Below are 26,483 nucleotides of genomic sequence, written 5' to 3'. Positions count from 1 at the left end.
AGCAAGCCTCTTTCTTCGGAACTTGGCCTGTGCAGCATGCCTCCAACACACATGCTCAATGACCATCTCCCCCCATCCGATACCGATGACGGCCAGGCCGGGACCGCCCTGCCTGCTGGCACGGTCACCTTCGCGTATCCGCGCCCGCAGATGGTGCGCGAAAACTGGCAATCGTTGAACGGCGCCTGGCGTTTTACCTTTGACAATGAGCGGCGCTACCGGCTGCCCGATGACGGCATCGACTGGACGCACGACATCATCGTGCCGTTCCCACCGGAATCGCAGGCCAGCGGCGTGGGCGACCGGGGTTTTCACCGCGTCTGCTGGTACCAGCGCGAATTTTTGCTGCAGCCGGGTGGTCCTTGCGTGCTGCTGCATTTTGGCGCCGTAGACTACCATGCGAAGGTATGGCTGAACGGACACGTGGTGGCCGACCACGAGGGCGGCCACACGCCGTTTGTCGCCAACATCAGCCATGCGCTGCTGCCCGACGGTCCGCAGGTGCTGACGGTGCGCGTCGAGGACGATCCGCACGACCTGGCCAAGCCGCGCGGCAAGCAGGACTGGCAGCTGCTGCCCCATTCCATCTGGTATCCGCGCACCACGGGCATCTGGCAAAGCGTGTGGATCGAGCGCGTGGCGGCCACCTATATCGGCAAGCTGCGCTGGACGCCCGTGTTCGAGGGCTACGAGATCGGCTGCGACGTGTTCGCCATGGGCGACTTGCAGAGCGACCTCACCGTGGCCGTACGCATCTGGCATGGCGACAACCTGCTGGCCGACGACCAGTACAAGCTGATCGAAAACGAAGCGAGCCGCAAGATCGCCCTGTCCGACCCCGGCATCGACGATTCGCGCAACGAACTGCTGTGGAGTCCGGAACGGCCCATCCTGCTCGATGCCGAAGTGACCTTGTGGCATGGCGACGCGCTGCTCGATACCGTCAAGTCGTACACGGCGCTGCGTTCGGTGGCCATCAACCGCGACCGTTTCATGCTCAATGGCCGGCCGTATCCGCTGCGCCTCGTGCTCGACCAGGGCTACTGGCCCGACACCCTGCTGGCCGCGCCTTCCGACGACGCCCTGCGGCGCGACGTGGAACTGGCCAAGGCCCTGGGTTTCAACGGCGTGCGCAAGCACCAGAAGATCGAAGACCCGCGCTACCTGTACTGGGCCGACCGCCTGGGCTTGCTGGTGTGGGAAGAAATGCCATCGACGTACCGCTTTTCCAGCAAGGCCATCACACGCATGGTGCGCGAATGGACGGACGTGATCGAACGCGACTACAGCCATCCTTGCATCCTCGTCTGGGTGCCGTTCAACGAATCGTGGGGCGTGCCCAACCTGACGGCCATCCAGGCCCACCGCAACGCCGTCGAGGCGCTGTACCACCTGACGCGCACGCTCGATCCCACGCGCCCCGTGATCGGCAACGACGGCTGGGAAGCGTCGGCCACCGACATCCTCGGCATCCACGATTACGACTGCGATCCGGAACGGCTGCAGGCGCGCTATGCGATCAGCGATTCGGCCCGCACCACCTTGTTCGACCAGCGTCGGCCGGGCGGACGCATCCTCACGCTCGACGGCTTTCCGCACCGGGGCCAGCCCATCGTCCTCACGGAATTTGGCGGCATCGCCTTTGACCGGGAACAGAGCGAATCGGCGGAAACCTGGGGCTATGCGCGCGTGGGCAACGAGGCGGCCTTCCTTGATATTTACCGGCGCCTGATGAACGTCGTCAACACGGCGCAGATGTTCAGCGGTTTTTGCTACACGCAGTTTGCCGACACGTTCCAGGAAACCAATGGTCTGCTGACGGCGGACCGAACGCCGAAGGCCGCGCTGGAGCTGCTCAGCGCGGCCACCCGCAATATCCGGCTCAATTGAACGCAAGCCGGGCCCGGCACGTTTCATCTGGTTCATCACATCAAGAGGAGCAGGCATGGCCGATACCGATGGCGCGGCAGCGCCGTTCCTGACTTACTGGCAGGCGGGCTACGAGGGCGCCGACCACATCACCCATGGCGGCCAGGCGCTGGACATGAACCGCGCCACGGGCCACCTGGACCGGGTGCGCGAAGACTATTTGCTGCTGCGCCAGTTCGGCATCCGCAGCGTGCGCGAAAGCATAGGCTGGCGCCTGGCCGAGCGCGACGGCCAGTTCGATTTTTCCTTCATTGAAGAGCGCGCCGCCGTGGCGCAGGAGCTGGGACTGCAGATCAACTGGACCTTCTGCCACTACGGCTGGCCGCCCGAGCTCGACCTGTTCTCGCCGGACTTCGTGCCGCGCTTTGCCCGCTATTGCCGGGCGGCAGCGCAGTTTCTCGCGCCATATGCGGGTCGCGCGCCCATGTATTCGCCCATCAATGAAATCTCGTTTACCAGCTGGGGCTTGTCGGTGCACATGTTCCAGTGCCTGAATATGTACCGGCCCGATGCGGGCGAGGAAGGCAAGCGGCAGCTGGTGCGCGCCACCGTGGCCGGTTGCGACGCCATCCGTGCCGTCAGCCCGCAGGCGCGCTTCCTGCAATGCGATCCCCTGATCCACGTGACCGCGCCGCCCGGACGCACGGACTGGGTTGCGCAGGCGGCCGCCTGGCGTGCCTCGCAGTTCGAGGCGTGGGACATGCTGTGCGGCCGGCAAGCGCCGGAACTGGGCGGCGCGCCGCGCTATCTGGACTTGATCGGCCTGAACTATTACCACAGCAACCAGTGGGAAAGCGGCAGCAACCTGCGCCTGTGGTGGCACCTGGGCGAACCGCGCCGCATGCCCCTGCACCAGTTGCTGCTGGAAGTGCAGGCGCGCTACCAGCGGCCGCTGCTGCTGGCGGAAACGAGCCACGTGGGTAGCGGGCGCGGCACCTGGATACGCGACGTGGCCGTCGAGGCGGCGTTGGCCGTCCAGCATGGTGCCGCGCTGCGCGGCGTCTGCATCTATCCCGTGATCGACCGTCCCGACTGGGACGATGCCAGCCACTGGCACCGCAGCGGCCTGTGGGATGTCGGCCTGGACGGCGAAGGGGGAGAGCGGCTGCGGCGCATCCTCGTGCCCCCTTACGCGGCGGCACTACGGCAGGCACAGAGCCTGACCGGACAACTTTGTTCAACGTTTGCCCTGGCGGGGCAGAAAGGAACTGGCATGCGAACCATCATCGTTTTTTCCCATTTACGCTGGAATTTCGTGTATCAGCGTCCGCAACAGCTGCTGTCGCGCCTGGCGCAGTTCTACCGCGTGGTCTTCGTCGAGGAGCCCGTCTGGCACGACGGGCCCGGCACCTTGGAACTGTCCACTCCGGCGCCGAACGTGACCGTGTGCCAGCCCCGCACGGCCGTGCAGGCGCCCGGTTTTCACGACGACCAGCTGGCCGTGCTGCAGCCCCTGCTGAGCCAGATCACGCCTGCCGACGATCCCATCGTGTGGTTCTATACGCCGATGGCGCTGCCGCTGCTGCCGGCCCTGCACGCGGATCTGGTCGTGTATGACTGCATGGATGAACTGGCCGCATTCAAGAATGCGCCTCGGCAACTGCTGCAGCGCGAAACGGCCTTGCTGGCGCGCGCCGACCTCGTGTTTGCCGGCGGCCCCAGCCTGTTCGAGGCGAAGCGCACGCGCCACGCGAACGTCCATTGCTTCGCCAGCAGCGTCGATACCGTGCACTTCGAACAGGCGCTGGACCGCCACAATGGCCATCCCGCGCAAGCGGAGATCGGCCGGCCCAGGCTTGGCTATTACGGCGTGATCGACGAGCGTTTCGAGCCGGCCCTGGTGGCGGCGCTGGCCGATGCCCATCCCGAGTGGCAAATCGTGCTGGTCGGCCCCATCCTCAAGATCGACCCGGCCAGCTTGCCGCAGCGGCAGAATATCCATTACCTGGGCCAGCAGCCGTACCAGGCGCTGCCGCACTTCCTGGCCGGCTGGGACGTGTGCCTGCTGCCCTTCGCCAGAAATGAAGCGACCCGCTTCATCAGTCCGACCAAGGTGCTCGAATACATGGCGGCGCAGCTGCCCATCGTCAGCACCTCGATCACCGATGTGGCCGTGCCGTATGGCGACATCGTGGCCATTGCCGATACGCCGGAAGCCTTTGTTGCCGCTTGCGAGGCGGCGCTGGCGGCAACGCCGGAACAGCGCGCGGCGATGGCCGCCAGCATGCGCGCCATCGCCGAGGCTACCTCCTGGGATGCCACGGTGGAGCAGATGCGCACCTTGCTCGACACGACGCCGCCGGGGCAGGGCGCACGCCAGGCGGTGCCCGCCGCCGGCACGGCACAGGTCGCCACACCGGGCGCTGGCGTCAACCTCCTGCATCCCCCCGGTGCGCCGCAAGCCGTGGCCTGCGCCATCATCGGCGCCGGCCCGACGGGCCTGAGCGCCGCCTATCACCTGGGCGCCGATACCTTGCTGCTGGATAAAAATGCCGCCGTGGGCGGCTGGTGCCGCTCCATCCAGGACCGGGGTTTTACCTTCGATCACGCGGGCCACATCATGTTTTCCAACGACGACTATGTGCTCGAGATGTACCGCACCTTGCTGGGCGCCAACCTGCACTGGCAAAACCGCGAAGCCTGGGTCTACAGCAAACAGTTCTACACGCGCTATCCATTCCAGGGAGCGTTGTACGGCCTGCCGCCGGCCGTCATCAAGGAATGCATCGTCGGCGCCGTCGAGGCGCGCTACGGCAAGACACCAGCGGCCCCGGGCCATGCAGCGGCTGCGGCTTGCGCCGTTGAGGATTGCTGCGCCGACGGCGGCACGGGGCTGGAACAGGTGCACGACCCCGTGGCGGCGCCGGCCCAAGCCCAAGCTCAGACCGCGCCCAATTTCGAGCAATTCATCCATCAGGTGTGGGGCAGCGGCATCGCCCGCCATTTCGCTATTCCCTACAACAAGAAATTGTGGACCGTCCCCTTGGCCGAGATGGAAACGTCGTGGCTGGGCGGGCGGGTGCCCTTGCCGAACCTGGAAGAAATCATCGAGGGCGCGCTGGAACCGGTGGCCAAGCCGATGGGCCCGAATGCGCGCTTCGGCTATCCCTTGCGCGGTGGCTTCCAGGCATTGATGTCGGGTTTCCTGCCGCACCTGCAAGGCAAACTGGAATTGAATGCCGATGTGGTGCAGGTCTTGCCGCGCCAGCACGTGGTCGTGCTGGGTGATGGCCGTCGCTTCCGCTACCAGCACTTGCTCAGCACCATGCCATTGCCGCAGCTGGTGCGCCTGATCGGCGAGCAGGCGCCGCCGCAAGTACAGGCGGCGGCGCGCGCCTTGCGGCATATTTCAGTGCGCTGCGTCAACCTGGGCGTGGCGCGCGAAAACATCAGCGAGAAACACTGGATTTACTATCCGGAACAGACGATATTCCACCGTATTTTCCTGCAAGGTAATGCCAGCCCCCACTGCAATGCGCCGGGCGGTTTCGGCCTCACGTGCGAGATCAGTTATTCGCCCTGGAAACCGTTGCCGCTCGATGGACAGGCCCTGATTGACCGCTGCGTGGCCGATTGCATCGCGGTGGGTTTGCTGCGCGACGATGACCGCCTGCTGGTCGCCAACCAGGTGGACATGCCCTACGCCTATGTGGTGTACGACCACGCGCGGGCCGCCAACGTGGCGCTGGTAAAGGCATGGCTGTCCACGCAGGACATCGTGCTGGCCGGACGCTACAGCGAGTGGGAATACTACAATTCCGACCACGCCTTCCTGGCCGGGAAAAAGGCGGCGGAACTGATCGCCGGGCTGGCGGCAAGCCAGCGCAAGATAGGCATGGTGGAGTAGGTGCTTGTGCCGGGAGCACAGGAATGGCGCTCCCGGCGCCGATTCAGCGAGGAAGCCGGCAAGAGGCAAGAGGCAAGAGGCAAGAGGCAAGAGGCAGGAGGCAAGGAACTGCCGAAGATCATCATGGCACGTGAAGGCATGGCAAGGCAGACGGCATGGCAAGCTGCAGGGCTTAGCTAGCAGGAGATGCTAGCAGGAGACATGGCAAGGCTAAGGCATGGCAAGGAAAAGATAAAGCAAGCTATGACAAGGAAAAGGCAAGACAAAACAAGGCAAGACAAAACAGGGCAAAACAAGGCAAGGCAATGCAGGCAAGATGCCTGTCTTGCCTTGCCTTGCAGGCTTGACTGCAGTGAATGTACCTGTCCCCTGGCGTTCAGTACCCCGAACGCCAGTGGCCAGGCGTAATCAGTGCATGCCGCGCTGATCCCCTGCGCTGATCCCCGATAACGTCATCAATAGCGCTGCAGCAAGCCGTTGACTACCTTGACCCTATCGCCGATCTGGTAGCTGGGCTGGGAGTTTTGCATGATGGCCCGCGTGCTGCCGTCGTCCAGGCGCAGGGTGACCCGGTACTGCGTGTTGCCCGAGGTGGTGCCCGCCGTGCCGGAACTGCCCGATTGCATGTCGCTGCTGCCCTGATCCATGCCGCGCGGCACCGGCTCGATCGATTGCACCGTGGCGGAGGCGATGCTCACACCGGTCTGGCTGCCGTCCATGTTCATGGCGTTGTTGGCCGTGGAGGTGCGCGCGTCGGCGCTGCCGGTGCCTGCGGTGCCGCTGCTGCCCGTGCTGGTGTCGCTCATGGTGCTGCTGGTGCCGGTGCTGGTCCCGGTGCCGGCCGACGTGTTGCCAGTGCTGCCCGTCCCGGCCGTATTGCTGTAGCTTTCACCGCTGCGGCCGTTCGTGCTGCTCATGCTGGTGCGGTTCGGATCCGAACTGCAGGCGGCCAGCGTACACAGCAGGCCAGCCAGCGCCATGGTTTTTTTTACTCTCATCTTGTTCTCCTCTTGGTCTGACAAAGTGTTAACCCGGTTTCCAGGGTGTGGCGGAGGTCAGCGTCAATGGCGCATGCCAGGCATGGCCGCAACTGCTGCTAGTAAGAGAGCAGGAGGACTGAGATGTTCGGTACTTGTTATTTCACATTGAGGTACATCAAGTGCTTCAATTGTCGAGCTTGGTATAAAAGACATTCTTGCGCAGGGCGGGCACGGCGTTCGCGCATTGCCTTTTTCCCCCATTGCCTTGTTCCCCGTTGCTTATCTCAGGAGAATAAATGTCTGCCGATTCCCATAGCGTCAAGCTGATCAATGAGTTGGTGATTGCCGTGTACGGCGCCCCGGGCGCAGCGAACGGGGCGCGCGCCCGCTATGCGCTGACCCAGGCCCTGCATGCATTGACGAGGCTGTCACGGTCGGAACAGTTGATGGAGATGCAGCGCGATGCGGCGCGTGCGGCGGGAGCGGCCAGCCGGCGCGAGATGCGCACGGTGCTGCGCCGCATCGCCGGGCGGGCGGCAGCGGGCCAGGGCCAGTTGCCGCTGGCGCTAGGCGCCGGCGATGACGCCGCGCCGTGATCAGCCCTGCTGTTTTTTCAGCGCGGCGGTGGCCATGCCGGGCCAGATGAAAGCCAGTGGCAGCACCACAGCCACGGCGGCCGTGATATCGACCACCCAGTCGCTGACGGCGCCCCGGCGGTACGGCAGGAAACTCTGGATGAATTCGTCCAGCGCGCCCATGGCCGCCACCATCAGTACCGACAGCAGCGCCCGGCGCGCCATGCTGCCGGCCGTGCCGCTGAACAGGATCAGTGCCAGCACGCCATAGCCGAAGGAATGCAGCACGCCGCCCGACGCATATTGGCCCACGTCCGCGCGCACGCCGGGGATGTCGCCGATCAGGATTACCAGGGCATACAGCACCAGCGCGGTGCGGTAGCGCAGGCGTTCGTAGCGGTCGGAAAAACAGAGTTCGGGCAATGGAGCGGGCATGATGCGTGAGGACGGTTGGAAAGGCAGTCACAATATCATGTGCGTGGCGGGCCACCGTGTTTTTGCGCAAGAGCTTGCCGTGCGGGCAAAAAAAGGCCCGCGGGGGGCGCGGGCCAAAAACCCAAATGAAATGGGTCAAGAGTTGAGAGTTGCTCGGTACTCACCATCTCGCGCGCCTTGCCGGCGCCCGCCATGGTCATGAAAGGGGAGTGGTGTGCCATCGCGGCACACCTGTCTGTAGTCAGGCATATCGGTTGCCTGTACAGCAGATGAAGCAAGTATAGGGGGCGAAAATGACGGCCTGATGACACGCCGCAACATTTTTTTGCGGCAGGCAGAATGACCGAAAAAATTGTGCGTCGTGGCAGGAATGACCATGTTTCAGCATTGATAGCAAAAAAAAAGCCCGCTGGTGAAAGCGGGCTTAAAACTATTTTCTTGGAGGAGAATAGTGGAGACAGGTGCATTATGCTGCGTCGCACGATATGTGTCTAATGGTCTTTTCAGATAACCATTATCGTTTTTTTATATAACTGCCGTTTTTTGATATAACTTCCTCCTCTTGCCCTCATTCCTTCACGGCCACCGTGTAGTTGAGCGCCATGCGCCCGCCATCGACATAGATGGTCTGGCCCGTCATGTAGGTGGCGTCGTCGCTGGCCAGGAAGGCGGCGATGCCGGCCACTTCCTCCGGCTCGCCGCAGCGGCCCAGCGGCGTGCGCGACAATATCGTGTGGCGCGCCTGCGGGCTCGACAGCACCGCCTGCTTGGCCAGTTCCGTCAGGATGGTGCCCGGTCCGATGCCGTTGACGCGCACGCCGTGCGGTGCCAGGTTCAGGGCCATGACCTTGGTCAGCTGGTTGATGGCGCCTTTCGACACCACGTATGGCACCTGGTTCGGGATCGCCAGTTCCGCATTCACGCTGGACATATTGATGATGCAGCCGTTGTTGCGCTTGACCATCTCGCGCGCCACGGCCTGGCCGCACAGGAACATCGATTTCAGGTTGATGCGCATGACCCGGTCGAAATCGTCTTCGCACACGTCGAGGAAATCGGCCGCGTGCGTGACGCCCGCATTGTTGACGAGGATATCGATGTGGCCGAACTGGGCCAGCGTTTCCTTCAGCATGGCGTCGACGTCCGCCTTCTGGCTGACGTCGGCGCAAAAGAAGCGTGCCTGCGGTCCGAGGGCGGCGGCCGCCTGCGCGCCTTCTTCCTTGATGTCGACCAGCATCACTTGCGCCCCTTCGGCGATCAGGCGGGTGGCGCAAGCCAGGCCGATGCCTTGTGTGGCGCCCGTGACGATGGCGGTTTTATTGATCAGTTTCATGTGTGCTCCTCGGCGAGTAATAGGGGCGCTGCCCAGGCCACGGGCTTGCGCGGCAATGGGCAGATTTTAATCCCTGGACAGGAATCAGAGGAGGATGGGTTCGTTGGGCAACTGGTTGCCGCGCGTACCGTCAGCGGGGAAGTGGCTTTGCAGCAAGGTATTCAACTGCTGCAAGGCATCGAGCGTGCTGTCGTGGTAATTGCCGTCCTTGAAACCCTTGGTCATCGTGCGGCACACGGTTTGCCATTGCTCCGGCGTGATGCGGCGGCCCACGTTGCGGTCGGCAACGATATCGACCTGGTGTTCGGCCAGGTTGATGTAGATCAGCACGCCAACGTTGTCTTCCGTATCCCACACGCCATACTGGGTGAACAGTTCGCGCGCCCGCTCGCGGTTGCTCACGCCCTGGTAGGCCATGCCTGGCGTCAGGGCCGCTTCGACGATCAGGCGCACTTCCGCCCGGTGCATCGTTTCACCGTCGGCGATGGCCGTCTCGATGGCTTTCAGGGTGCGTTCCGGAAACGCCTGGCGCGCCGTCGCCGGCGTGCCCCGCAAATGTTTCAAGGCGCGTCCGCAGCGCTGTCCGAATGTCAGTTGTTTCGTCATTACCAATCTCCCGAGGCGCCGCCGCCGTCAAATCCGCCGCCGCCGCCACCGAAACCACCGCCGCCACCGCCACCGCCAAAACCACCTCCGCCGCCGAAGCCGCCACCGCCGCCCCGGTTGTTCAGGGCCTGGCTGAGAATGCTGCCCAGCACGACGCCGGTGGCGCCGCTGGACCAGTTGCTGCCGCGCTGCAGGCGGTTAGGCCCGCCGCGCGAACGGAACAGGGTCAGCATGACGAGAAAGCCGAAGAACAGCAGCGGCAGCCAGAAGGTCATGCCGCCCGCGTCCACCGTGGCCGGCGCTTTCTGCTGGGCCGGGGCGGGGAATTGCTCCTGGTTCAGCAGGGTGGCAATCGACCCCACACCGGCGACCAGGCCGCCGTAATAATCATTCTGCTTGAAATGGGGGGCGATCACGTCCTGCAAAATGCGTTTCGATTGCGCATCCGTCAGCACGCCCTGCACGCCGCGGCCCGCTTCGATGCGCAGGCGGCGCAGCGACGATGGATTGTCCTTCGCCACCATCAGCAGCACGCCGTCATCGACGCCCTTGCGGCCCAGCTTCCAGGCATCCGTCACACGGATGCTGTATTGCTCGATGGCTTCCGGTTCCGTGCTCTTGACCAGCAGCACGGCGATCTGGCTGCCCGTCTTGGCTTCGTAATCGGCCAGCACGCCTTCCAGCGCCGCTTTCTGCTTGGCGTCCAGCATGCCGGCGTTGTCCGTCACGCGCGCCGCCAGCGGCGGCACGGGCTGCAAGCCCTGTGCGCCGGCTGGCGGCATCGTCCACAGCAGCAGCGCCGTCGCCAGCGCCGCCAGATAAGACCAGGCTTTCATCTTATTTGCCAAAGTTGACGGTCGGCGCGGTCGAGATGGCTTTTTCGTTTTCCACCGTGAACGATGGCTTGACCTTGTAGCCGAAGACCATGGCCGTCAGGTTGTTCGGGAAGCTGCGCGCATGCACGTTGTAATCCTGCACGGCAACGATGTAGCGCTGGCGCGCCACGGTGATGCGGTTTTCCGTGCCTTCGAGCTGCGACTGCAAGTCGCGGAAGCTGGTGTCAGCCTTCAGGTCAGGGTATTTCTCGGACACCACCATCAGGCGCGACAGGGCCGACGACAGCTGGCCTTGTACTTGCTGGAATTTCTCGAACGCGGCCGGATCGTTCAGCACTTCGGGCGTGATCTGGAAACTGGTGGCGGCGGCGCGCGCCTTGGTCACCGCTTCCAGGGTTTCGCGTTCGTGCGTGGCATAGCCCTTGACGGTGTTGACCAGGTTGGGAATCAGGTCGGCGCGCCGCTGGTACTGGTTGACCACTTCGCCCCAGGCGGCCTTGGTGGCTTCGTCCTTGCTCTGGAATTCGTTGTAGCCGCAGCCCGTCAGGATGCCGGCCAGGACGGTGACGCTCAGGGCCAGGCGCAGCCATTTGGTGAATTGATTGATGATTTGCATGATGGGTTCCGTGCAGAGTAAAGGAGGTGAGGCAAATATACCTGAAACGGCCCGCAATGTCGGTTTAATAAGCGCCGGCCGCGGCCCCTGGCTGCCTTCCCAGGTCCATGCCGCGTTACAATACGGGGTTTGCAACTGAATATAGAGAAGGTGTGCCGTGAATTTCATCAATAAATTATCCGCCGCGTGGACGGCCAATAATTCCCTGCTGTGCGTGGGCCTGGACCCGGACCTGGCGAAACTGCCGGCCGAACTGCGCGACTTGCCTGATGGAATCACCACCTTTTGCACGCGCATCATCGACGCCACGGCCGACCTGGCCTGCGCCTTCAAGCCGCAGATCGCGTATTTTGCCGCGCTGGGCGCGGAAAAGCAGCTGGAAGACATCTGCCGCTACGTGCGCGAGAATTACCCGCACATCCCGCTGATCCTCGACGCGAAACGGGGCGACATCGGCGCGACAGCCACGCAATACGCGCGCGAAGCGTTCGAGCGCTACGGCGCCGACGCCGTCACCGTGAACCCCTACATGGGCGAGGATTCGCTCGATCCCTACCTGGCGTGGAAAGACCGCGGCGTGATCATCCTGTGCCGCACCTCGAACCCGGGCGGCTCGGACCTGCAATTCTTGAATACGGATGGCGAACCGCTGTACCAGCGCGTGGCGCGCCTGGTGGCCGACAAATGGAACAAGAACGGCCAGTGCGCGCTCGTCGTCGGCGCCACATTCCCTGAAGAACTGGCGCAAGTGCGCGCCATCGTCGGCGACATGCCGCTGCTGGTGCCCGGCATCGGCGCCCAGGGCGGCGACATCGCCGCCACGGTCGGCGCGGGCCAGACGGCCAAGGGCATGGGCATGATGATCAGCTCGTCGCGCGCCATCATCTACGCCACGCCGCAAGCGGATGAAGACTGGGCCGACGCTGCCCGCCGCGTGGCGATCGAGACGCGCGATGCGATCAATCAACACCGTTCGGTTTAAGCGCCATCCATAAAAAATGTAGGTCGGGTTAGGCCAGCGGCCGTAACCCGACAACACCGGTAACGTCAACAATGTTGTCGGATTACGCGGGCCTTCGGCCCGCTAATCCGACCTACGGCTGCAAATTGAGCGCGCGATGTGATCAAAGCGCACCGTGCGGGCTGAAAAATTACATTCAGCAGGCCTCACAGCGCCTAACAAAACCGACGCGCAGTAGGTTTAGTTAGGTGCGACTAATCGCGCATGGGCGCCACCATCTCCGCGTAATCGTACAACTCTCCCAGAATTTCCTCACCCCGCTCATCGACCGATTCCGACAGCCCGTCGATTTCCGTAAACAGCATTTCGATGGTGCGGGCGCCGCCGTCGCCGTCGAACAGGCGGGCGGCGCGGTGCTGTTCCCAGCGCAGGCTTTCCGCTTCGCTCAGGGTTTGCGGGAAATTGCGGGCGCGGTAGCGGAACAGCAATTCCTGCAGGCGCTCGTCGGCAAACGAAGGGCGGGCCGTGGCCAGCTTGGCCGGCGTTTCGCGGCGCAAGGATTCGAGCAGGCGGCGGTCGTCGTTGCTGACGAAACCGTTATACAAATCCTCATCCACGTCCAGCGCGACATTCGCGCCAGGGCGCTGGAACACTTCGGCCCAGATCGCATCCATGTTCGGCGCCGTCGCGGCCAGCTGCGCGTTGACCTTCGCGGCGTCCACGTCGATGCCCCATTGCGCGGCCATGGCCGGCGACAGGGTTTTCAGGTTGCCGACCAGCATGGGCGATTTGTTCAGGTGCACGCTTTTCACAGGCAGGCGCGTCATGCCTTCGGGCATGGCTTCCTTGCGCGTGAACAGCCGCGTGCGGATGGTGTCGGCGTCCAGCTGGAACAGTTCGCGCGGGTCGTAAGCGCAATCCCAGACGAGGATCTCGTTCTTGTTGCTCGGGTGCGTGGCCAGCGGCCAGACGACGCCCACGCAGCCCCGTTCGGCGGGGAACATGCCCGACACGTGCAGGAAAGGCTGGCGCTCGCCGGCGGCCAGGTGCATGCCCATTTCGCTGGCGACCCGGTCCTTCTTGTGCAGGGCCAGGCAGAATTCGAACAGTTTCGGCTGTTTCTGCTTGATCAGGCGGGCCAGGGCGATGGTCGCGCGCACGTCGGACAACGCATCGTGCGCCGCCTCGTGGGCCAGGCCGTTGGCCTTGCTCAAGTGTTCCAGCTTAAAACTGGTCTGGCCATCGTCGCGTTTCGGCCATTCGATGCCTTCCGGGCGCAGCGCATGCGTCATGCGCACCACGTCGAGGATGTCCCAGCGGCCGCAATGGTTTTTCCATTCGCGCGCGTACGGGTCGATCAGGTTGCGCCAGAACAGGAAACGCGTGACTTCATCGTCGAAACGGATGGTGTTGTAGCCCACGCCGATGGTGCCCGGCTCCGAAAAGGCCGCTTCGATGGTGGCGGCGAACTGGTGTTCGGGCACGCCCAGCTGCAGACACTGCTGTGGCGTGATGCCCGTGATCAGGCACGATTGCGGGTCGGGCAGGAAATCATTGGCAGGCTGGCAATACAGCATGATCGGTTCGCCGATCTCGTTGAGCTCGGCATCCGTGCGGATGGCGGCGAACTGGGCCGGGCGGTCACGGCGCGGCTGGGCGCCAAAGGTTTCGTAGTCGTGCCAAAGAAAGGTCTGGTTAGTCATTGATGGTCAATACTTGGTTACTTGATTGGTTATCCGGGCCGTAAACGCGCCGCTGCTACAGTTTTCTGAAAACCTGCCGATACTACACGAGAGGATGGTCATCATCGAGTTTCCCGCATGGTGGCATACATTGCCCGTTCAAGGAGGTCTATCGTGTCAATTCCCATCGCCGCAGGCGGCAATTCCAACCCTTCCGTGACTTCCGTCAGTACGGGTGTTGCCGGCAAGGACGAGAAAGTCCAGCAAAAGGACGGCGTCAACGCTGAAATGAGCGTCAACGACCGGACGAAGCTGCAATTGAACGCTTCCATCATGCAGGCGTCGCTGAACGTGTCGATCGGTTCCGAGAATGAGCCGCTGGCGCTGCTGTACAAGACGGCCATCACCAACATCAATGAAGCGCTGAAGGGCCAGTACGGCGACGATGCAATCCAGAACGCGGCGTCGCAGGACAATAGCGCCGAAGCGACGGCGAGCCGCATTGTATCGCTGTCGACCGGTTTTTTTGACGCCTTCAAGAAACAGAATCCCGACCTGGATGACGATGCGGCCCTGACCAAGTTCATGGATACCATCAGCGGCGGCATGGAAAAAGGCTTCAAGGAAGCGCGCGATATCCTGGAAGGCTTGAAAGTGCTGGGTGGCGATATCGCCGGCAATATCGACAAGACCTATGAACTGGTGCAGAAGGGCTATGCGGATTTCATCGCCGCGCACAGCAGCAAGAAGGATGAGGCTGCCAAGCCTGCCGACAGCAAGGTCGCCTGATCTACAGCATGACCTGGTTGCGTCCGCCTGCCTTCGCGCGGTACAGCGCCGCGTCGGCGGCCGCGATCAGCGCATGGTCGTCCTGTTCGGCCGCCAGGCTGGACACGCCGAACGAGCCCGTGATGTGCGGCAGCGCGCTGCGCATGTCGGCGAAGATGACGGCTTGCTGCATCCGTTCGCACAGGCGTTCGGCCACCCGCAGGGCCACGTGTTCGTTGGTATCGGGCAAGATCACCATCATTTCCTCGCCACCATAGCGCACGGCAAAATCCGTGGGCCGCAGGGCCGCGCCCAGCACTTGCGCGGCGATGCGCAGCGCCTGGTCGCCCGCCTGGTGGCCGTGCGTGTCGTTGAAACGCTTGAAATGGTCGAGGTCTATCATCACTAGCGACAGCGGCGAGGCACTGGCGTGGGCGGTGACGATCATGTTCGGCAGTAAATCCGTCAGCCAGGCGCGATTGTACAAGCCCGTCAGGCTGTCGACCATCGACAGCTGGCGGTAGAATTCGCCCAGTTTCTGGCGGCGGCGCAGCAGGGCATTGGCGGCGCGGATGCGGAAGGACAGCAGCCGCAGCAGGTTGCGTGCCAGGCCGTTCGATTGCTCGATCAATTCCCAGACGACGGCCGCGTCGATCACCAGCAAGTCGGTTTCTTCCAGGGCGGAAATGGCGGCCAGGTTGCTCGCTTCATCGAGCACCGATTGTTCGCCCACGCTTTCGCCGGGCAAGACCTTGCTGACGGTGCCGTCATCCATGCCCGTGTGGATGTCGGCGGCCACGGCCAGCGAACCGCGCAGGACGATGTACAGGCAAGTACCCTGTGTGTCGGCAATGGCTTCGCCCGCTTCGAGGCGCATGACGGGGCAGGGCGCCAGCATGGCGGCCGTCTGGCTATCCGCCCCATCGCGAAATAACTGTAAATCGCCGATGTTGCAGCCTGAAGCGCCGAAGTTGCCGATCTGTTCCACAATCACACTTTCAAAAAGCCGGCGCGCGCGAGCAGGGGGCCGGTAGCTTCATGATAGCGTAAAGCGGCCTTGGCTGTAACGGCAAATGCTTGCTTGATGTCACTTACTGTGAGAAATACGACAATTATTTCATTGCGGTGTTAATGCGCCGGAATGCTTGCTGTTTTGCTATGGGTGTTGTCGCGCAGGAAGGTGGCCCAGATGTGCAAAGGCAGCCTTGAACGGCTGCCTCAGTCTCTGGAAATCCTGCGGGTGGGGAGTTACTCGGCGGTTTCTTCCGCTTCGGCCGTATCGATCACGGCATTCTTGCCGGTGGCGTGGCGCTTGCTGTCTTGCAGGCGGCCCAGGGCGCTATCGATGGCGCGTTTCAGTTTGTCGGTGGCGCCGGCAACGGATTGATGCACGGTGGCGTTCTGTTCGGTCACGGCAATCGGTTGATAGCCAGCAACGCGTGCTTCCATGACGCAGCGAATATCGTCTGCGCCGCCTTTCGGGCCATTCGTGTCGCTGATGTGGACTTCGATGCGGGTCAGGTTGTCGCGGAAGCGGTTCAGTGCGCTTTCAAGTACGGATTGCACATGTTCGTTCAGTCCAGCGGTGTTGGCGATGGTGCTGTCGGTATGAATATTGATTTGCATATGCTTACTCCTGTCAATTCAAAAAAAACCCATCTCAGGCGTGCTGCGGCCTGGTTGCTGCCCCATGCACATGACCTCTGTGCATGGAACTTATCTTACTCCTCTTTCCAGTATTTCAAGAGGGTGCGCACGATTAAGATGAGCTTAACCCTTCAGCCAGGTCAAGTTTCCACTACGAAATTATTTCAACCATTGATCAGGCCGGCGGCGATATTGATCGACAGCCCCAGCACGACCAGGTTGAAGAAAAAGCTCAGCACGGATTGCCCCAGCACGATCTGGCGCATCATGCGCGTCTGCACGGAAACGTCCGACGTTTGCACGGCCACGGCGATGGTGATGGCGAAATAGAGAAAATCCCAGTAATCGGGGTTTTGCTCGTCGTCGGGAAACTTCAGGGGGCGCAGTGCGGGATCGGCCTGGTAATACAGGTGGGCATAGTGGAAGCAGAACAGGGTGCCGACGAGGAACCAGGAACCGACCAGGGTGAGTATCGTCAGGCCGTAGTGCAGCGCGCGCTCGTCCGGCGCCAGGTCTTTCATCGAAGACAGCTGCGAGACGATGGCCACCAGGCTCATCACGGAAGCGACGGACAGGGCCGACAAGACTGTTGCCGCCCGCTCGTCCTGGCGCGCCGCCATGGCTTTGACCTTGTGATGGTTGGCGCGCATCATCATCCAGGCCATCGTCGCCAGGTAGAACCAGACGGCCACGTTCCACGCCGTCAGCAAACGCGTCATCTGTTGCCACGATGCGGGCAGCAGCAGGCCGGCCGCCACGCCGATGACCGTGGCCATGCTCAGGTGGGGGCGGCTGCGGATGAAGCTGCGGAACGGAAACGTGATTTTCATGGTACGGGTTCGTCAGTGGCGATAGCGCATCTTAGGCCTTATGAACTTGCCGTGGTAGCCGTCCTGGCGGCCGCTTCCTTCTCGTGGTGGGGGAAGCGGTCCATGCGCGACAGCACGGGGAACAGCACGGCCCAGATGCCCGTCACGGCCAGGGTGGCGGCGCCGCCGAAGAGTACGGCGCGCACGAGGCCGAACCAGCCGGCCGTCAATCCCGATTCGAATTCGCCCAGCTCGTTCGAGGCGCCGATGAAGACGGCATTCACGGCGCTGACCCGGCCGCGGATTTCGTCGGGCGTCTCGAACTGCACCAGCAGGTGGCGGATGTAGACGCTGACCATGTCGCCGGCGCCCATCAGGAACAGCGCCGCCAGCGCCAGCGGGAAATAGCTGGTGCTGCCCAGCACCAGGGTGCCCAGGCCGAAGACGGCCACGCCGCCGAACATCCATGGGCCAACCCTGCGCGTGATGGGGAAGATGGCCAGCGCGATCGAGCACAGGGCTGCGCCGGCCCCGGGCGCCGTGCGCAGCAAGCCCAGGCCGCTGGGGCCGATATGCAGCACGTCGTGCGCGAGCGCCGGCAGCAGCGCCGTGGCGCCGCCGAACAGGACGGCGAACAGGTCGAGCGAAATGGCGCCCAGCACGATGGGTTTCGACCAGACGAAGCGCAAGCCTTCGAGCAGGGTATGCCAGCTGACGGGTTCGCGCTTGACCACCTGCGGCGCCGGCGTGGTGGCGCGCATCAGCAGGACGGACACGACCAGCAGCGCGGACGAGATCAAATACACGACCTTGGGGCCGAAGTAATACAGTAAGCCACCCAGGGTAGGCCCCAGGATGATGGCCACGTGCGAACTCGACGAGCTGAGCGCGACGGCGCGGCTGAAGTGTTGCGTGGGCACCATGTTGACGAGCACGGCCTGCGTGGCCGGCATCATGAAGGCGCGCGCACTGCCGAACAGCACCAGCACGGCAAACACGGGCCAGACGATGGAGAGCCCACTCAGAGTGAACGCCAGCAGGGCCAGCGCGCAAGCGAGCTGCGCCGCCAGGCACCAGGCGATGATGTTGCGGCGGTTGTAGCGGTCGGCCACATGGCCTGCCGGCAAAATCAATACGAGGAAGGGCGCGAATTGCGCCAGGCCGATCAAGCCCAGGTCGAACAGGCTGCCCGTGATCTGGTACACCTGCCAGCCGATGGCCACGCTTTGCATCTGCACGGCCACCGTGCCCAGCACGCGGGCGGACAGGTAAAAGGCGAAGTTGCGGTGACGCAGGGTACTGAAGCCGTTGCCGGCGAAAGCGAGAGACATGAAATTTCCAGGAAGCAGCGGGGTAGAGCGGTGGTGGCAGCGGGCGCCGCACCAGCCGCGCCCCGCTGTCTGGACGGTGACGCTTACTTGGCCAAGTCGGCTTCCGTGGTGAAGGCGTCCGCGTAAAACTCGTCGTCTGGCAACTGGCACAGCTGCACGAAGTCGCGGTGGGCCGAATCGACCATCACGGGCGCGCCGCAGGCATATACCTGGTGGCCCGACAGGTCGGGCAAGTCGGCGATGACGGCCTGGTGCACGAAGCCCGTGCGGCCGCTCCAGCCGTCTTCCGGCAAGGCGTCCGACACGACAGGCACATAGGTGAACTGCGGCAAGTCGGCGGCCCACTGGCGGCACAGCGCATCCATGTACAGGTCGTGCGGACGGCGCCCGCCCCAGTACAGGGTGATCGAGCGCGTGGATTGCTCGTTGATCATGTGCTCGACGATGGCTTTCAAGGGTGCAAAGCCCGTGCCCGAGGCCAGCAGCACGACGGGCTTGTCGGAATCTTCGCGCAGGAAGAAGGTGCCCATCGGGCCTTCGAAGCGCAGGATGTCGCGCTCCTTCATGGTGCCAAATACCTGGTCGGTAAACAGGCCGCCCGGCAGGTGGCGGATGTGCAGGGTCACGGGGCCGCCGTCGGCGGGCGCGCTGGCCATGCTGTAGCTGCGGCGTTTGTTGTCGCGCAACAGGATTTCGATATACTGTCCGGCGCGGTAGTTGAGGCGCTCGCTGGCCGGCAACTGCAGGGTCAGCACGACGACGTCGGGCGCGACTTTTTCGATGGTGGTCACGCGCGACGGCATTTTCTTGATCGGGTAGTCGCTGCTGCCCGCCACTTCGCGCGCTTCGATGACGAGGTCGGCGTCCGTGGTGGCGCAGCAGAACAGGGAAAAGCCGGCCGCTTCCTCTTCCGGCGTCAGGGCGCGCTGCTGGTGCGCCTTGTGTTGGACGGTGCCGGAAACCACTTTGCCCTTGCAGGAACCGCAGGCGCCATTTTTACAGCCATACGGCAAGCCCACGCCGGCGCGTATCGCCGCCGCCAGCACGGTTTCGTCCGCTTCGCAGCTGAACTGGTGGCCGCTGGGCTGAACAGTAACTTGAAAAGTCATACAATCCTTGAGATGAAAAATATGTTAATGCACTCTTTGCGCAAGCCGTCAGGCTTGCCGCGCCTGCTGATCCTGGGCTGCGGCGACGTCGGCATGCGCTTGCTGCCCCTGCTGCGCGCGCGCTTTCGCGTCTTTGCCGTCACCAGCCAGTCGGCGCGCTGCGCGCAGTTGCGGGAAGCCGGCGCCGTGCCCATCGTGGCCAACCTCGACGACCGGGCCAGCCTGAAACGGCTGGCGGGACTGGCGACGATGATCGTGCACCTGGCGCCACCCTTGTCGTCGGGCTTGCTGGACCGGCGCACGCGCAATCTGGCCGCCATTTTACCCGAGCATGCACGCATGGTGTATGTGAGCACCAGCGGTGTGTATGGCGATTGCGCTGGCGCCTGGGTCGATGAAACGCGGCCGACGGCGCCAGCGAATGCGCGCGCGAAGCGGAGGGTGGACGCCGAACAGGTCTTGCGCGGCTGGGGCGCGCGACGCGGCGCCAAGGTGGCCATCCTGCGCGTGCCCGGCATCTATGCCGACGACCGCCTGCCCTTGAAACGCTTGCGCGAAGGCACGCCGGCCCTGGCCGCGGATGACGATGTGTACACCAACCATATCCATGCGGACGACCTGGCGCGCATCATCGAGCGGGCCTTGTGGCGCGGCAAACCGGGACGCGTATATCACGCCAGCGATGACAGCGAACTCAAAATGGCCGAGTATTTCGATGCCGTGGCCGACACGTTCGGCCTGCCGCGCCCGCCGCGCCTGCCCCGTGCCGCGCTGCGGCAGGTGGTCACGCCGATGCTGCTGTCGTTCATGTCCGAATCGCGCCGACTGCACAATACGCGCATCAAGCGCGAGCTGGGCGTGCGCCTGCGCTATGCGCGCGTGGCCGATGCCTTGCGGCCGCTGTCCGCCGATGGCGCCGGCATCGGGTAAAATGGCCGGTTATCTGCGCACTTTGCTGGGCCGGCGCGCAGCGCGCCGTTCCCGCGCTGCGCCACTCACTTAAGGAAGACAGCATGAGCACCCTCACTTACGAAGCATACCTGGACGAGGTCACCACCGTCCTGACGGAACTGTACGACCTCGACGACGAAGCCGCCATCAAGCTGGTCGTGGCGGCGCAGGACGCCGAATTTTTCGTCCCGCACGATGCGCATGAAGAAATGCGTACTGTCGAGCAAGCCAAGAAAGATGCGGTCACCCTGTTCGAGCGCAAGCAGAACCGCCAGCAAACGCAGGAAAAACAGCAACAGCGCGTGCGCCAGCAAAAGAAATAAGACGGAAGCAGGCCGTGGGGCAGTACGGGTTCCGGCGCAACACCGGGGCCGTGCCATTTGATGCACCGCAAACGCGCCATGGCGCGCTGGCGATATGGTGAGCAATGTCGTCACGCGTCTGGGCTCTTGTGGCGGGCTCTGCATCTACAACCAGCGTGACGTTGTTTCCCGTCAGCAGGAGCGAGCCATGCGAGCAACGAGTCACCCCAGCAAGGAGCAAGTGCGCGCTTATATGCGCCGGCGCGAACATGCGCTGCAACCCCCACCACCGCCCGATGAAATTCGCCGGCAACTGGCCTGGTGCCGCGCGGACGATTCCCCATGCACTTGCCCGCTTGCCACCCCGGCCGGCGTGGCCGTGCAAGGCTGGCATTTATCCGCAGAAATGGCCCGCCTGGGCACCCTCATGGCCATAGCCTGGCTCATGCATAGCGGTGTTGCTCATCGTAAAAATTGATGACGTGCAGCAAATTTTTCCGATTTGAGTTATCCTCTAGCACATTCCAAGTGCGTCAATTCTCTTCAATTATCACAATTTTGCTCTAAGTTACGCAAAAATCAACAATAGCGTGTATTATATTGTTTGTGGCGTAAAAGCCGCATAAGTGATGGCGCTTTTTAGTGTGTTTACCCTGAATTAGTGCAGAAGAGACATTCTGTTTTTTCTTGCTCTAATACAACAAGTACGGATTTTTGATCATGTCTCTCAAACAAATTACCTCTTTGCCTACCTACAACCCGAATCGCGTCCTCGATGCGATCATCGACAAGCTGCAACTGAAAAACGATGCCGCCTTGTCGCGAGCTCTGGAAGTGGCGCCACCTGTTATCAGCAAGATTCGTCACAACACCTTGCCGATCGGCGCCACGATCCTCATCCGCATGCATGAAATCAGCGATTTCAGCATTCGTGAACTGCGCGAGTTGATGGCTGCCTAAGAGCGCCTGACAGACGGCAAACTGAGAGGTGCCGTCTGGGTAAGTCAGGCTTGCCGCGTGCGGCAGCCACATCTGTTTTCCGCTTTTCTATTGCGGATCGCGGTTCAATACCGGACGATCAACATAGAAGCGCCCCATTTCCAGGCCAGTCGAAGACGATTTGACCACCGCTGCGGTAAGTGAGGCAGGCGCGCTGGAAAATGCGGTGCTGGCAGCCCCCGTCGCGCGGCCCGAATACGCCGTCGCCTGCACGGCCGCACTGGAAAACGCCGTTTGCACGGCCCGGCCCGAGTATGCCGTTGCCTGTACTGCCGCACTGGAAAATGCTGTTTGGACAGCCCGTCCTGAATACGCAGCCTGCACCGCCCGTCCCGAATACGCCGCCTGTACGGCGCGCCCCGAATACGCCGTCTCCGCGCGGATATAATCTTCTCCGAACGTTTGCTCATACAGCTGCTTCATGCGCTCGCCCACGCGATGGTGCGCTGCTTCGTCGTCTTCGCCGCGCAGGCCGATGTAGGGGAAGTGATGGAGGAAGTAACCGAACACCTGTTCGCAGTCGGCCGCATATTTCAGGGTGTCGAGGATGTGGTAGTGCCAGAAGGTATCAACGTCCATCAGCGGCGCTGTTTCTTCTTCCGGAAACTGTTTCATCAGGATCAGGAAGCGGCGGTATTCGAATTCCACCGCATTTGCCTTTTCCAGGCTCCATCCTTCGCCTGACTCCCGGTGCATCAGCTTGACCTTGATCGCGTCCAAATCCAAATCGGCAATTGCCTTGAAACTGTCGTTCGTATCCATGAATGTCCTTTTGTAAAGAGCGTTGTGGGAAATACGGTGAAACAAGGGAAAGCGGTGGGATGTACTCCTGGCAAATGGTCGAGGAATGCCTGGCCCATGGCGGGCGGGCGCTGAGTTGTTCTACACCAATATTGCATCTAATTACAAAATATGCAAGCTGAGCTTGCTCCATGCGAACGCGCGCCCGTCAGTTGCTGACCCGGCTTTCTTCCTGGTAGGGAAACGCGGTGGCGTCCGCACCCAGCGGTACGCTGACGTGCACGCTCATGCCGGCGCCGGGGCTGCTTTCGATGTAAAAAGTGCCGCCTAGCAATTTTATGCGCTCCTCGATGCCCACCAGGCCAAACGAGCCCAGCTTGTTGCGCCCGTCGATGGCGGCGCCCACGCCGTTGTCGCTGATGCTCATCGATACCGTATCGCGGCACTTTTCCAGTTTGACTTGCACGCGGCTGGCATGGGCATGCTGGGAAATGTTGCTGAGCGACTCTTGCAGGATGCGGAACAGGGCCGTCGCGCATTGGTCGCTGAGGCAAATGTCGTCATGGCTTTCGCTCACTTCGCAAGCGATGCCCGTGCGCTGGCGAAATTGCGCCACCTGCCATTCGACGGCCGCATTCACGCCCAGGTCCAGCACGGTAGGGCGCAAATCGTTGATGATCTGCCGCACGCTCTTGATGGTGGCGTCGATCTGCTCCAGGGTCGAGCGGGCGCGGGCGTTCAGGCGCGGGTGGCGGCGATGCGTGCGCGAGGCCAGCATGTCGGCGTCGATGCGCAAGACCAGCAGGTTCTGCCCCAGGTCGTCGTGGATTTCGCGCGCGATGCGCTTGCGCTCTTCTTCCTTGATCTGGTCGGCATGGGCCGCCAGGCGGCGCAGTTTCTGATGCGACAGCTGCAGACGGATCTGGCTGGCGCGCAATTCCTCCGTCATGCCGTTCGCCATCTGGATGGCGCGCTGGCGCGACGATGCCAGAGTGTGGAACAGCATGTATAGCAGCATGGTGCTGGCAAAGCCTATCAGCAGGGCCAGCCATGGCAAAAAGACGTCGAAGCGCGTGTACAGGTCGCTCTTGCGCACGCTGAACAGCGCTTGCCACACGCGGCTATTGTGTTCGATCAGCATCGTGCTGCTCAGGTAGCGGCCGGAATTGCCGGGCAGCCACCATGGCGCATGCATGCCCGCCGTCGTGCTGTCGAAGATGGGACGCATGTCGTGCGGTAAGTCTAGCGGTGCGCGCGCCTGCGGGCCGATATCGAACAGGGTCAGGCGGACGTTGCGCACCGGCATGTCCGCCAGCGCGCTGCGCATCATCGTTACCAGGTCGTAACCGATTCCGACGGAACCCTGGTACGCCGCGCGCCGCTGCTCCACCGTATCGACCGGCATGCCAAAGTGGTACACGGGCAGGCGCATGGCCATGCCCGTCAATTGGGGACGGCCTTGCATAGGCACGGGCACGCCGGAATTGCTGATGTTGCCGGAATCGCGTGACTGCGCCAGCATTTCGGCGATCAGGGGGCGCGAGGCGATGTCATAGCCATATTTTTCAGGGGCGCTGGCAATCGGTTCGATATACACCAGCACGGAATAGTGCGCGCGCGGGGCGGGTGGATGGATGGCAAACGCCGGATAGCCGTCGCGCCCGGGCGGATAGTCGCGCTGCATGGCCGCTTCGAAGGCGGCACGCTGCGTCTCGTCCAGTTCCTGGCTGTAATTGAGGTTCATCACCCCCGGATAGTTCTGTTGCAGGGCGATGTTCGCCACGTAGCGGTGGAATTGCTCACGGCTCACGTGTTCGTTGGCGTGGAACAGGCTGGCCGTGCCGCGCAGCAGGTTGGCATACGACTTGACGCGCGATTCGATGTTTTTCTGGGTATTGCGGGCCAGATTGTTGAATAGCTCGCTGGCATCGTTTTCGATCGACAGCGAGGCGGCCATATAGAACAGCAGGCCCACCATCGTCGACATCACGAAGCCGAGCAGCCACTGCGGCCTTTTTTCAGCAGATAAGGGGTGTTCGCCGGCAGTAGAAGACATCGCCATCCGCATCAGGAAGAGGAATCGGGTGCCGCCTGGGCGACGGAGGCTAGGCTGCGTTGTACAAGCACTATTAAAATTGTAAATTGCTCAATAGCTGCCTAATATACAAAATTATCGTTATTATAGTCAACAAGCAATATTTCTCGTTGAAACGAAAAAAAACCGCCGCAGCGGTTTTTTTTGTGTGCCGTCAGCCTTTATTTGGCGGGCTGCCAGCTGTCTTTCAGGGTGACGATGCGGTTGAAGACGGGCTTGCCAGGCTGGCTGTCGACACGGTCGGCCGCAAAATAACCGTGGCGCTCGAACTGGAAGCGTTCTTCCGGCTGGGCCAATTCAGCGCCCGGTTCCAGCCACGCTTGCACCACTTCCTTGGCCAGCGGATTCAAGGCCAGCTTGAAGTCCTTGCCGCCCGCGTCCGGCTGCGGGTCCGTAAACAGGCGGTCGTACAGGCGCACTTCCGCGGGAATGGCCGTCGGTGCGCTGACCCAGTGCATATTTCCCTTGACCTTGTAGTTGGCGCTGCCTTCCGTGCCCGACTTGCTGTCCGGGAAGTAGGTGCAATGCACGGCGATGACCTTGCCGTTTTCATCCTTGTCGTAGCCCGTGCACTCGATCACGTAGCCGTAGCGCAAACGCACGCGGCTGCCCGGCTTGTCGTCGATCGGCGGATACAGACGGAAATAGCCCTTGTTCGGCACTTCCATGAAGTCGTCTTCCTCGATCCACAGCTCGCGCGAGATGGGGAAGGTGCGCAAGCCGCGCTCGGGAAAGTGCGGGTGCACGGGCGCCGTGCATTCCACGCTTTCGCCTTCGGGGAAATTGTCGATGATCAGTTTCAATGGACGCAGCACGGCTACCGAGCGCGGCGCTTTCGGGTCCAGGTCTTCGCGCAAACAGCCTTCGAGCACGCTGTAGTCGATCCAGCCGTCCGATTTCGTCACGCCCGTGCGTTCGCACATCAGCTGAATGGCTTCCGGCGTGTAGCCGCGGCGGCGCATGCCCACCAGGGTCGGCATACGCGGGTCGTCCCAGCCGTCGACGATTTTTTCTTCCACCAGCTGGCGCAGCTTGCGCTTGCTGGTCACGATGTAGGTCAGGTTCAGGCGCGAGAATTCGTACTGGTGCGGCACCGGCTTGGCGAAGAAGCCGCCGGCCGACAGCGTTTCCAGCAGCCAGTCGTAGAACGGGCGGTGATCCTGGAATTCCAGCGTGCAGATCGAATGCGTGATGTTTTCCAGCGCGTCCGAGATCGGGTGCGTGTAGTCGTACATCGGATAGATGCACCAGGCGTCGCCCGTGCGGTGGTGGTGCGCGTGGCGGATGCGGTAGATGGCCGGGTCGCGCAAGTTCATGTTCGGCGAACTCATGGCATCTTCGCTCATCTTCGCGCGCAGGATGTGTTCGCCATCCTTGAACTGGCCCGCCTTCATGGCGCGGAACAGGGCCAGCGATTCGTCGCGCGGACGGTCGCGGAAAGGCGAATTCTTGCCGGCCTGGCCGAAATTGCCGCGGTTGGCGGCCATGTCTTCGGCGCTCTGGCTATCCACGTAGGCAAAGCCGGCCGTGATCAGGTATTCGGCCATCGCGTACAGCTGGTCGAAATAGTCGCTCGCATAGTGCAGGTGGCTCTGGCCATCGGCATGCTTCGGTTCCCAGTCAAAGCCCAGCCATTTCACGCTGTCCATGATGGTGTCAACGTATTCCTGCTCTTCCTTGGCCGGATTGGTGTCGTCGAAGCGCAGGTTGCACTGGCCGGCGTAATCGCGCGCCAGGCCGAAGTTGACGCAGATCGACTTGGCGTGGCCCACGTGCAGGTAGCCGTTCGGCTCCGGCGGGAAACGCGTGATCACCTGGGGCAGGCCGGGACGCACATGGGCGCCGGCAGCCAGGTCGGCTTCGATGATGTTACGCAAGAAATTGGGCGCCAGCGCTGGCGCGGCGGTATTCGGTTTATCGTTGCTCATTGA

At 62.5% G+C, this 26,483-nt stretch carries 24 protein-coding genes; 9 read left to right on the top strand and 15 right to left on the bottom strand.

From position 1 onward, the window contains the following. The first annotated feature begins 150 nt into the window (after positions 1–150). On the top strand, positions 151–1,890 hold the full coding sequence (locus MRBLMS1_RS23585; RefSeq protein ID WP_485882647.1) for a glycoside hydrolase family 2 protein: 1,740 nt from the start codon (positions 151–153) through the stop codon (positions 1,888–1,890). A gap of 55 nt (positions 1,891–1,945) precedes the next feature. Beyond that, positions 1,946–5,776: an NAD(P)-binding protein gene (locus MRBLMS1_RS23580; RefSeq protein ID WP_485882333.1), complete on the top strand. Its 3,831-nt coding sequence runs from the start codon at positions 1,946–1,948 to the stop codon at positions 5,774–5,776. A gap of 455 nt (positions 5,777–6,231) precedes the next feature. On the opposite strand, the gene MRBLMS1_RS23575 is transcribed toward MRBLMS1_RS23580, so the two are convergent. Further along, positions 6,232–6,774 carry a hypothetical protein gene (locus MRBLMS1_RS23575; protein ID WP_485882331.1) on the bottom strand — a complete coding sequence of 181 codons (543 nt, stop codon included), beginning with the start codon at positions 6,772–6,774 and terminating at the stop codon, positions 6,232–6,234. A gap of 278 nt (positions 6,775–7,052) precedes the next feature. On the opposite strand from MRBLMS1_RS23575, the gene MRBLMS1_RS23570 reads away from it, so the two are divergent. Then, positions 7,053–7,352 (top strand): hypothetical protein, encoded by a 300-nt coding sequence (locus MRBLMS1_RS23570; protein ID WP_485882329.1) that lies wholly within the window; start codon positions 7,053–7,055, stop codon positions 7,350–7,352. Here the strand turns inward: MRBLMS1_RS23570 and MRBLMS1_RS23565 are convergent, their stop codons facing one another. From MRBLMS1_RS23565 to MRBLMS1_RS23545, 5 genes are all read right to left on the bottom strand, one after another. Beyond that, positions 7,353–7,766, bottom strand: a complete 414-nt coding sequence (locus MRBLMS1_RS23565; protein ID WP_485882327.1) for a VanZ family protein — start codon at positions 7,764–7,766, stop codon at positions 7,353–7,355. It lies immediately after the preceding gene. A gap of 568 nt (positions 7,767–8,334) precedes the next feature. Then, entirely contained in the window at positions 8,335–9,099 is a 765-nt protein-coding gene (locus MRBLMS1_RS23560) for an SDR family NAD(P)-dependent oxidoreductase (protein WP_485882325.1), read from the bottom strand. A gap of 84 nt (positions 9,100–9,183) precedes the next feature. Next, the gene (locus MRBLMS1_RS23555; RefSeq protein WP_485882323.1) at positions 9,184–9,705 is read right to left on the bottom strand and encodes a TPM domain-containing protein; all 522 of its coding nucleotides are present in this window, start codon (positions 9,703–9,705) and stop codon (positions 9,184–9,186) included. Next, a complete protein-coding gene (locus tag MRBLMS1_RS23550; RefSeq protein ID WP_139090233.1) occupies positions 9,705–10,541 on the bottom strand; it encodes a TPM domain-containing protein in 837 nt (278 codons plus the stop codon). Before MRBLMS1_RS23550 ends, MRBLMS1_RS23555 begins: the two co-directional genes overlap by 1 nt. A 1-nt stretch (position 10,542) precedes the next feature. Beyond that, positions 10,543–11,157 carry a LemA family protein gene (locus MRBLMS1_RS23545; RefSeq protein WP_485882320.1) on the bottom strand — a complete coding sequence of 205 codons (615 nt, stop codon included), beginning with the start codon at positions 11,155–11,157 and terminating at the stop codon, positions 10,543–10,545. Positions 11,158–11,314: 157 nt separating this feature from the next. Here MRBLMS1_RS23545 and pyrF point away from each other — a divergent pair, with 157 nt between their 5' ends. Continuing rightward, entirely contained in the window at positions 11,315–12,139 is an 825-nt protein-coding gene (gene pyrF, locus MRBLMS1_RS23540) for an orotidine-5'-phosphate decarboxylase (protein WP_485882318.1), read from the top strand. Between the two features lie 233 nt (positions 12,140–12,372). Here the strand turns inward: pyrF and sbcB are convergent, their stop codons facing one another. Beyond that, positions 12,373–13,821: an exodeoxyribonuclease I gene (sbcB, locus tag MRBLMS1_RS23535; RefSeq protein ID WP_485882316.1), complete on the bottom strand. Its 1,449-nt coding sequence runs from the start codon at positions 13,819–13,821 to the stop codon at positions 12,373–12,375. Positions 13,822–13,974: 153 nt separating this feature from the next. On the opposite strand from sbcB, the gene MRBLMS1_RS23530 reads away from it, so the two are divergent. Then, positions 13,975–14,589 carry a DUF5610 domain-containing protein gene (locus tag MRBLMS1_RS23530; protein WP_485882314.1) on the top strand — a complete coding sequence of 205 codons (615 nt, stop codon included), beginning with the start codon at positions 13,975–13,977 and terminating at the stop codon, positions 14,587–14,589. A gap of 1 nt (position 14,590) precedes the next feature. Here MRBLMS1_RS23530 and MRBLMS1_RS23525 read toward each other — a convergent pair whose 3' ends face one another. The 5 genes from MRBLMS1_RS23525 to MRBLMS1_RS23505 form a co-directional block, all read right to left on the bottom strand. Further along, a complete protein-coding gene (locus MRBLMS1_RS23525; protein ID WP_128140368.1) occupies positions 14,591–15,556 on the bottom strand; it encodes a GGDEF domain-containing protein in 966 nt (321 codons plus the stop codon). A gap of 260 nt (positions 15,557–15,816) precedes the next feature. Further along, the gene (locus MRBLMS1_RS23520; protein WP_034781728.1) at positions 15,817–16,194 is read right to left on the bottom strand and encodes an HPF/RaiA family ribosome-associated protein; all 378 of its coding nucleotides are present in this window, start codon (positions 16,192–16,194) and stop codon (positions 15,817–15,819) included. Between the two features lie 185 nt (positions 16,195–16,379). Next, positions 16,380–17,045, bottom strand: a complete 666-nt coding sequence (locus tag MRBLMS1_RS23515) for a DUF1345 domain-containing protein (RefSeq protein ID WP_485882311.1) — start codon at positions 17,043–17,045, stop codon at positions 16,380–16,382. Positions 17,046–17,083: 38 nt separating this feature from the next. Beyond that, complete coding sequence (locus tag MRBLMS1_RS23510) at positions 17,084–18,355, bottom strand: MFS transporter (RefSeq protein ID WP_485882309.1); 1,272 nt, start codon at positions 18,353–18,355, stop codon at positions 17,084–17,086. 83 nt (positions 18,356–18,438) lie between these two features. Further along, a complete protein-coding gene (locus MRBLMS1_RS23505; RefSeq protein WP_485882307.1) occupies positions 18,439–19,464 on the bottom strand; it encodes a CDP-6-deoxy-delta-3,4-glucoseen reductase in 1,026 nt (341 codons plus the stop codon). A gap of 12 nt (positions 19,465–19,476) precedes the next feature. On the opposite strand from MRBLMS1_RS23505, the gene MRBLMS1_RS23500 reads away from it, so the two are divergent. From MRBLMS1_RS23500 to MRBLMS1_RS23485, 4 genes are all read left to right on the top strand, one after another. Then, a complete protein-coding gene (locus MRBLMS1_RS23500) occupies positions 19,477–20,394 on the top strand; it encodes an SDR family oxidoreductase (protein ID WP_485882305.1) in 918 nt (305 codons plus the stop codon). Positions 20,395–20,477: 83 nt separating this feature from the next. Further along, the gene (locus tag MRBLMS1_RS23495) at positions 20,478–20,738 is read left to right on the top strand and encodes a hypothetical protein (protein WP_128140363.1); all 261 of its coding nucleotides are present in this window, start codon (positions 20,478–20,480) and stop codon (positions 20,736–20,738) included. 187 nt (positions 20,739–20,925) lie between these two features. After that, complete coding sequence (locus MRBLMS1_RS23490) at positions 20,926–21,195, top strand: hypothetical protein (RefSeq protein ID WP_485882302.1); 270 nt, start codon at positions 20,926–20,928, stop codon at positions 21,193–21,195. Between the two features lie 242 nt (positions 21,196–21,437). Continuing rightward, positions 21,438–21,677 (top strand): hypothetical protein, encoded by a 240-nt coding sequence (locus tag MRBLMS1_RS23485; protein ID WP_029496207.1) that lies wholly within the window; start codon positions 21,438–21,440, stop codon positions 21,675–21,677. Between the two features lie 87 nt (positions 21,678–21,764). Here MRBLMS1_RS23485 and MRBLMS1_RS23480 read toward each other — a convergent pair whose 3' ends face one another. The 3 genes from MRBLMS1_RS23480 to MRBLMS1_RS23470 all read right to left on the bottom strand — a co-directional run bounded on the left by MRBLMS1_RS23480 (position 21,765) and on the right by MRBLMS1_RS23470 (position 26,480). Further along, positions 21,765–22,478: a glycine-rich domain-containing protein gene (locus tag MRBLMS1_RS23480; RefSeq protein ID WP_139090239.1), complete on the bottom strand. Its 714-nt coding sequence runs from the start codon at positions 22,476–22,478 to the stop codon at positions 21,765–21,767. Between the two features lie 187 nt (positions 22,479–22,665). Further along, positions 22,666–24,513, bottom strand: a complete 1,848-nt coding sequence (locus MRBLMS1_RS23475; RefSeq protein WP_485882299.1) for a sensor histidine kinase — start codon at positions 24,511–24,513, stop codon at positions 22,666–22,668. A 200-nt stretch (positions 24,514–24,713) separates the two neighbouring features. Further along, entirely contained in the window at positions 24,714–26,480 is a 1,767-nt protein-coding gene (locus MRBLMS1_RS23470; protein WP_456148699.1) for a glutamine--tRNA ligase/YqeY domain fusion protein, read from the bottom strand. Between the last annotated feature and the right edge of the window lie 3 nt (positions 26,481–26,483).

It is taken from the genome of Massilia sp. LMS1-1-1.1 (genome assembly GCF_040815535.1).
GTDB classification, from domain to species: Bacteria; Pseudomonadota; Gammaproteobacteria; order Burkholderiales; family Burkholderiaceae_D; genus Janthinobacterium; species Janthinobacterium aestuarii.
The sequence above is the reverse complement of the archived record's forward strand: the minus strand, read 5'-3'. Positions and strand labels throughout refer to the sequence as shown.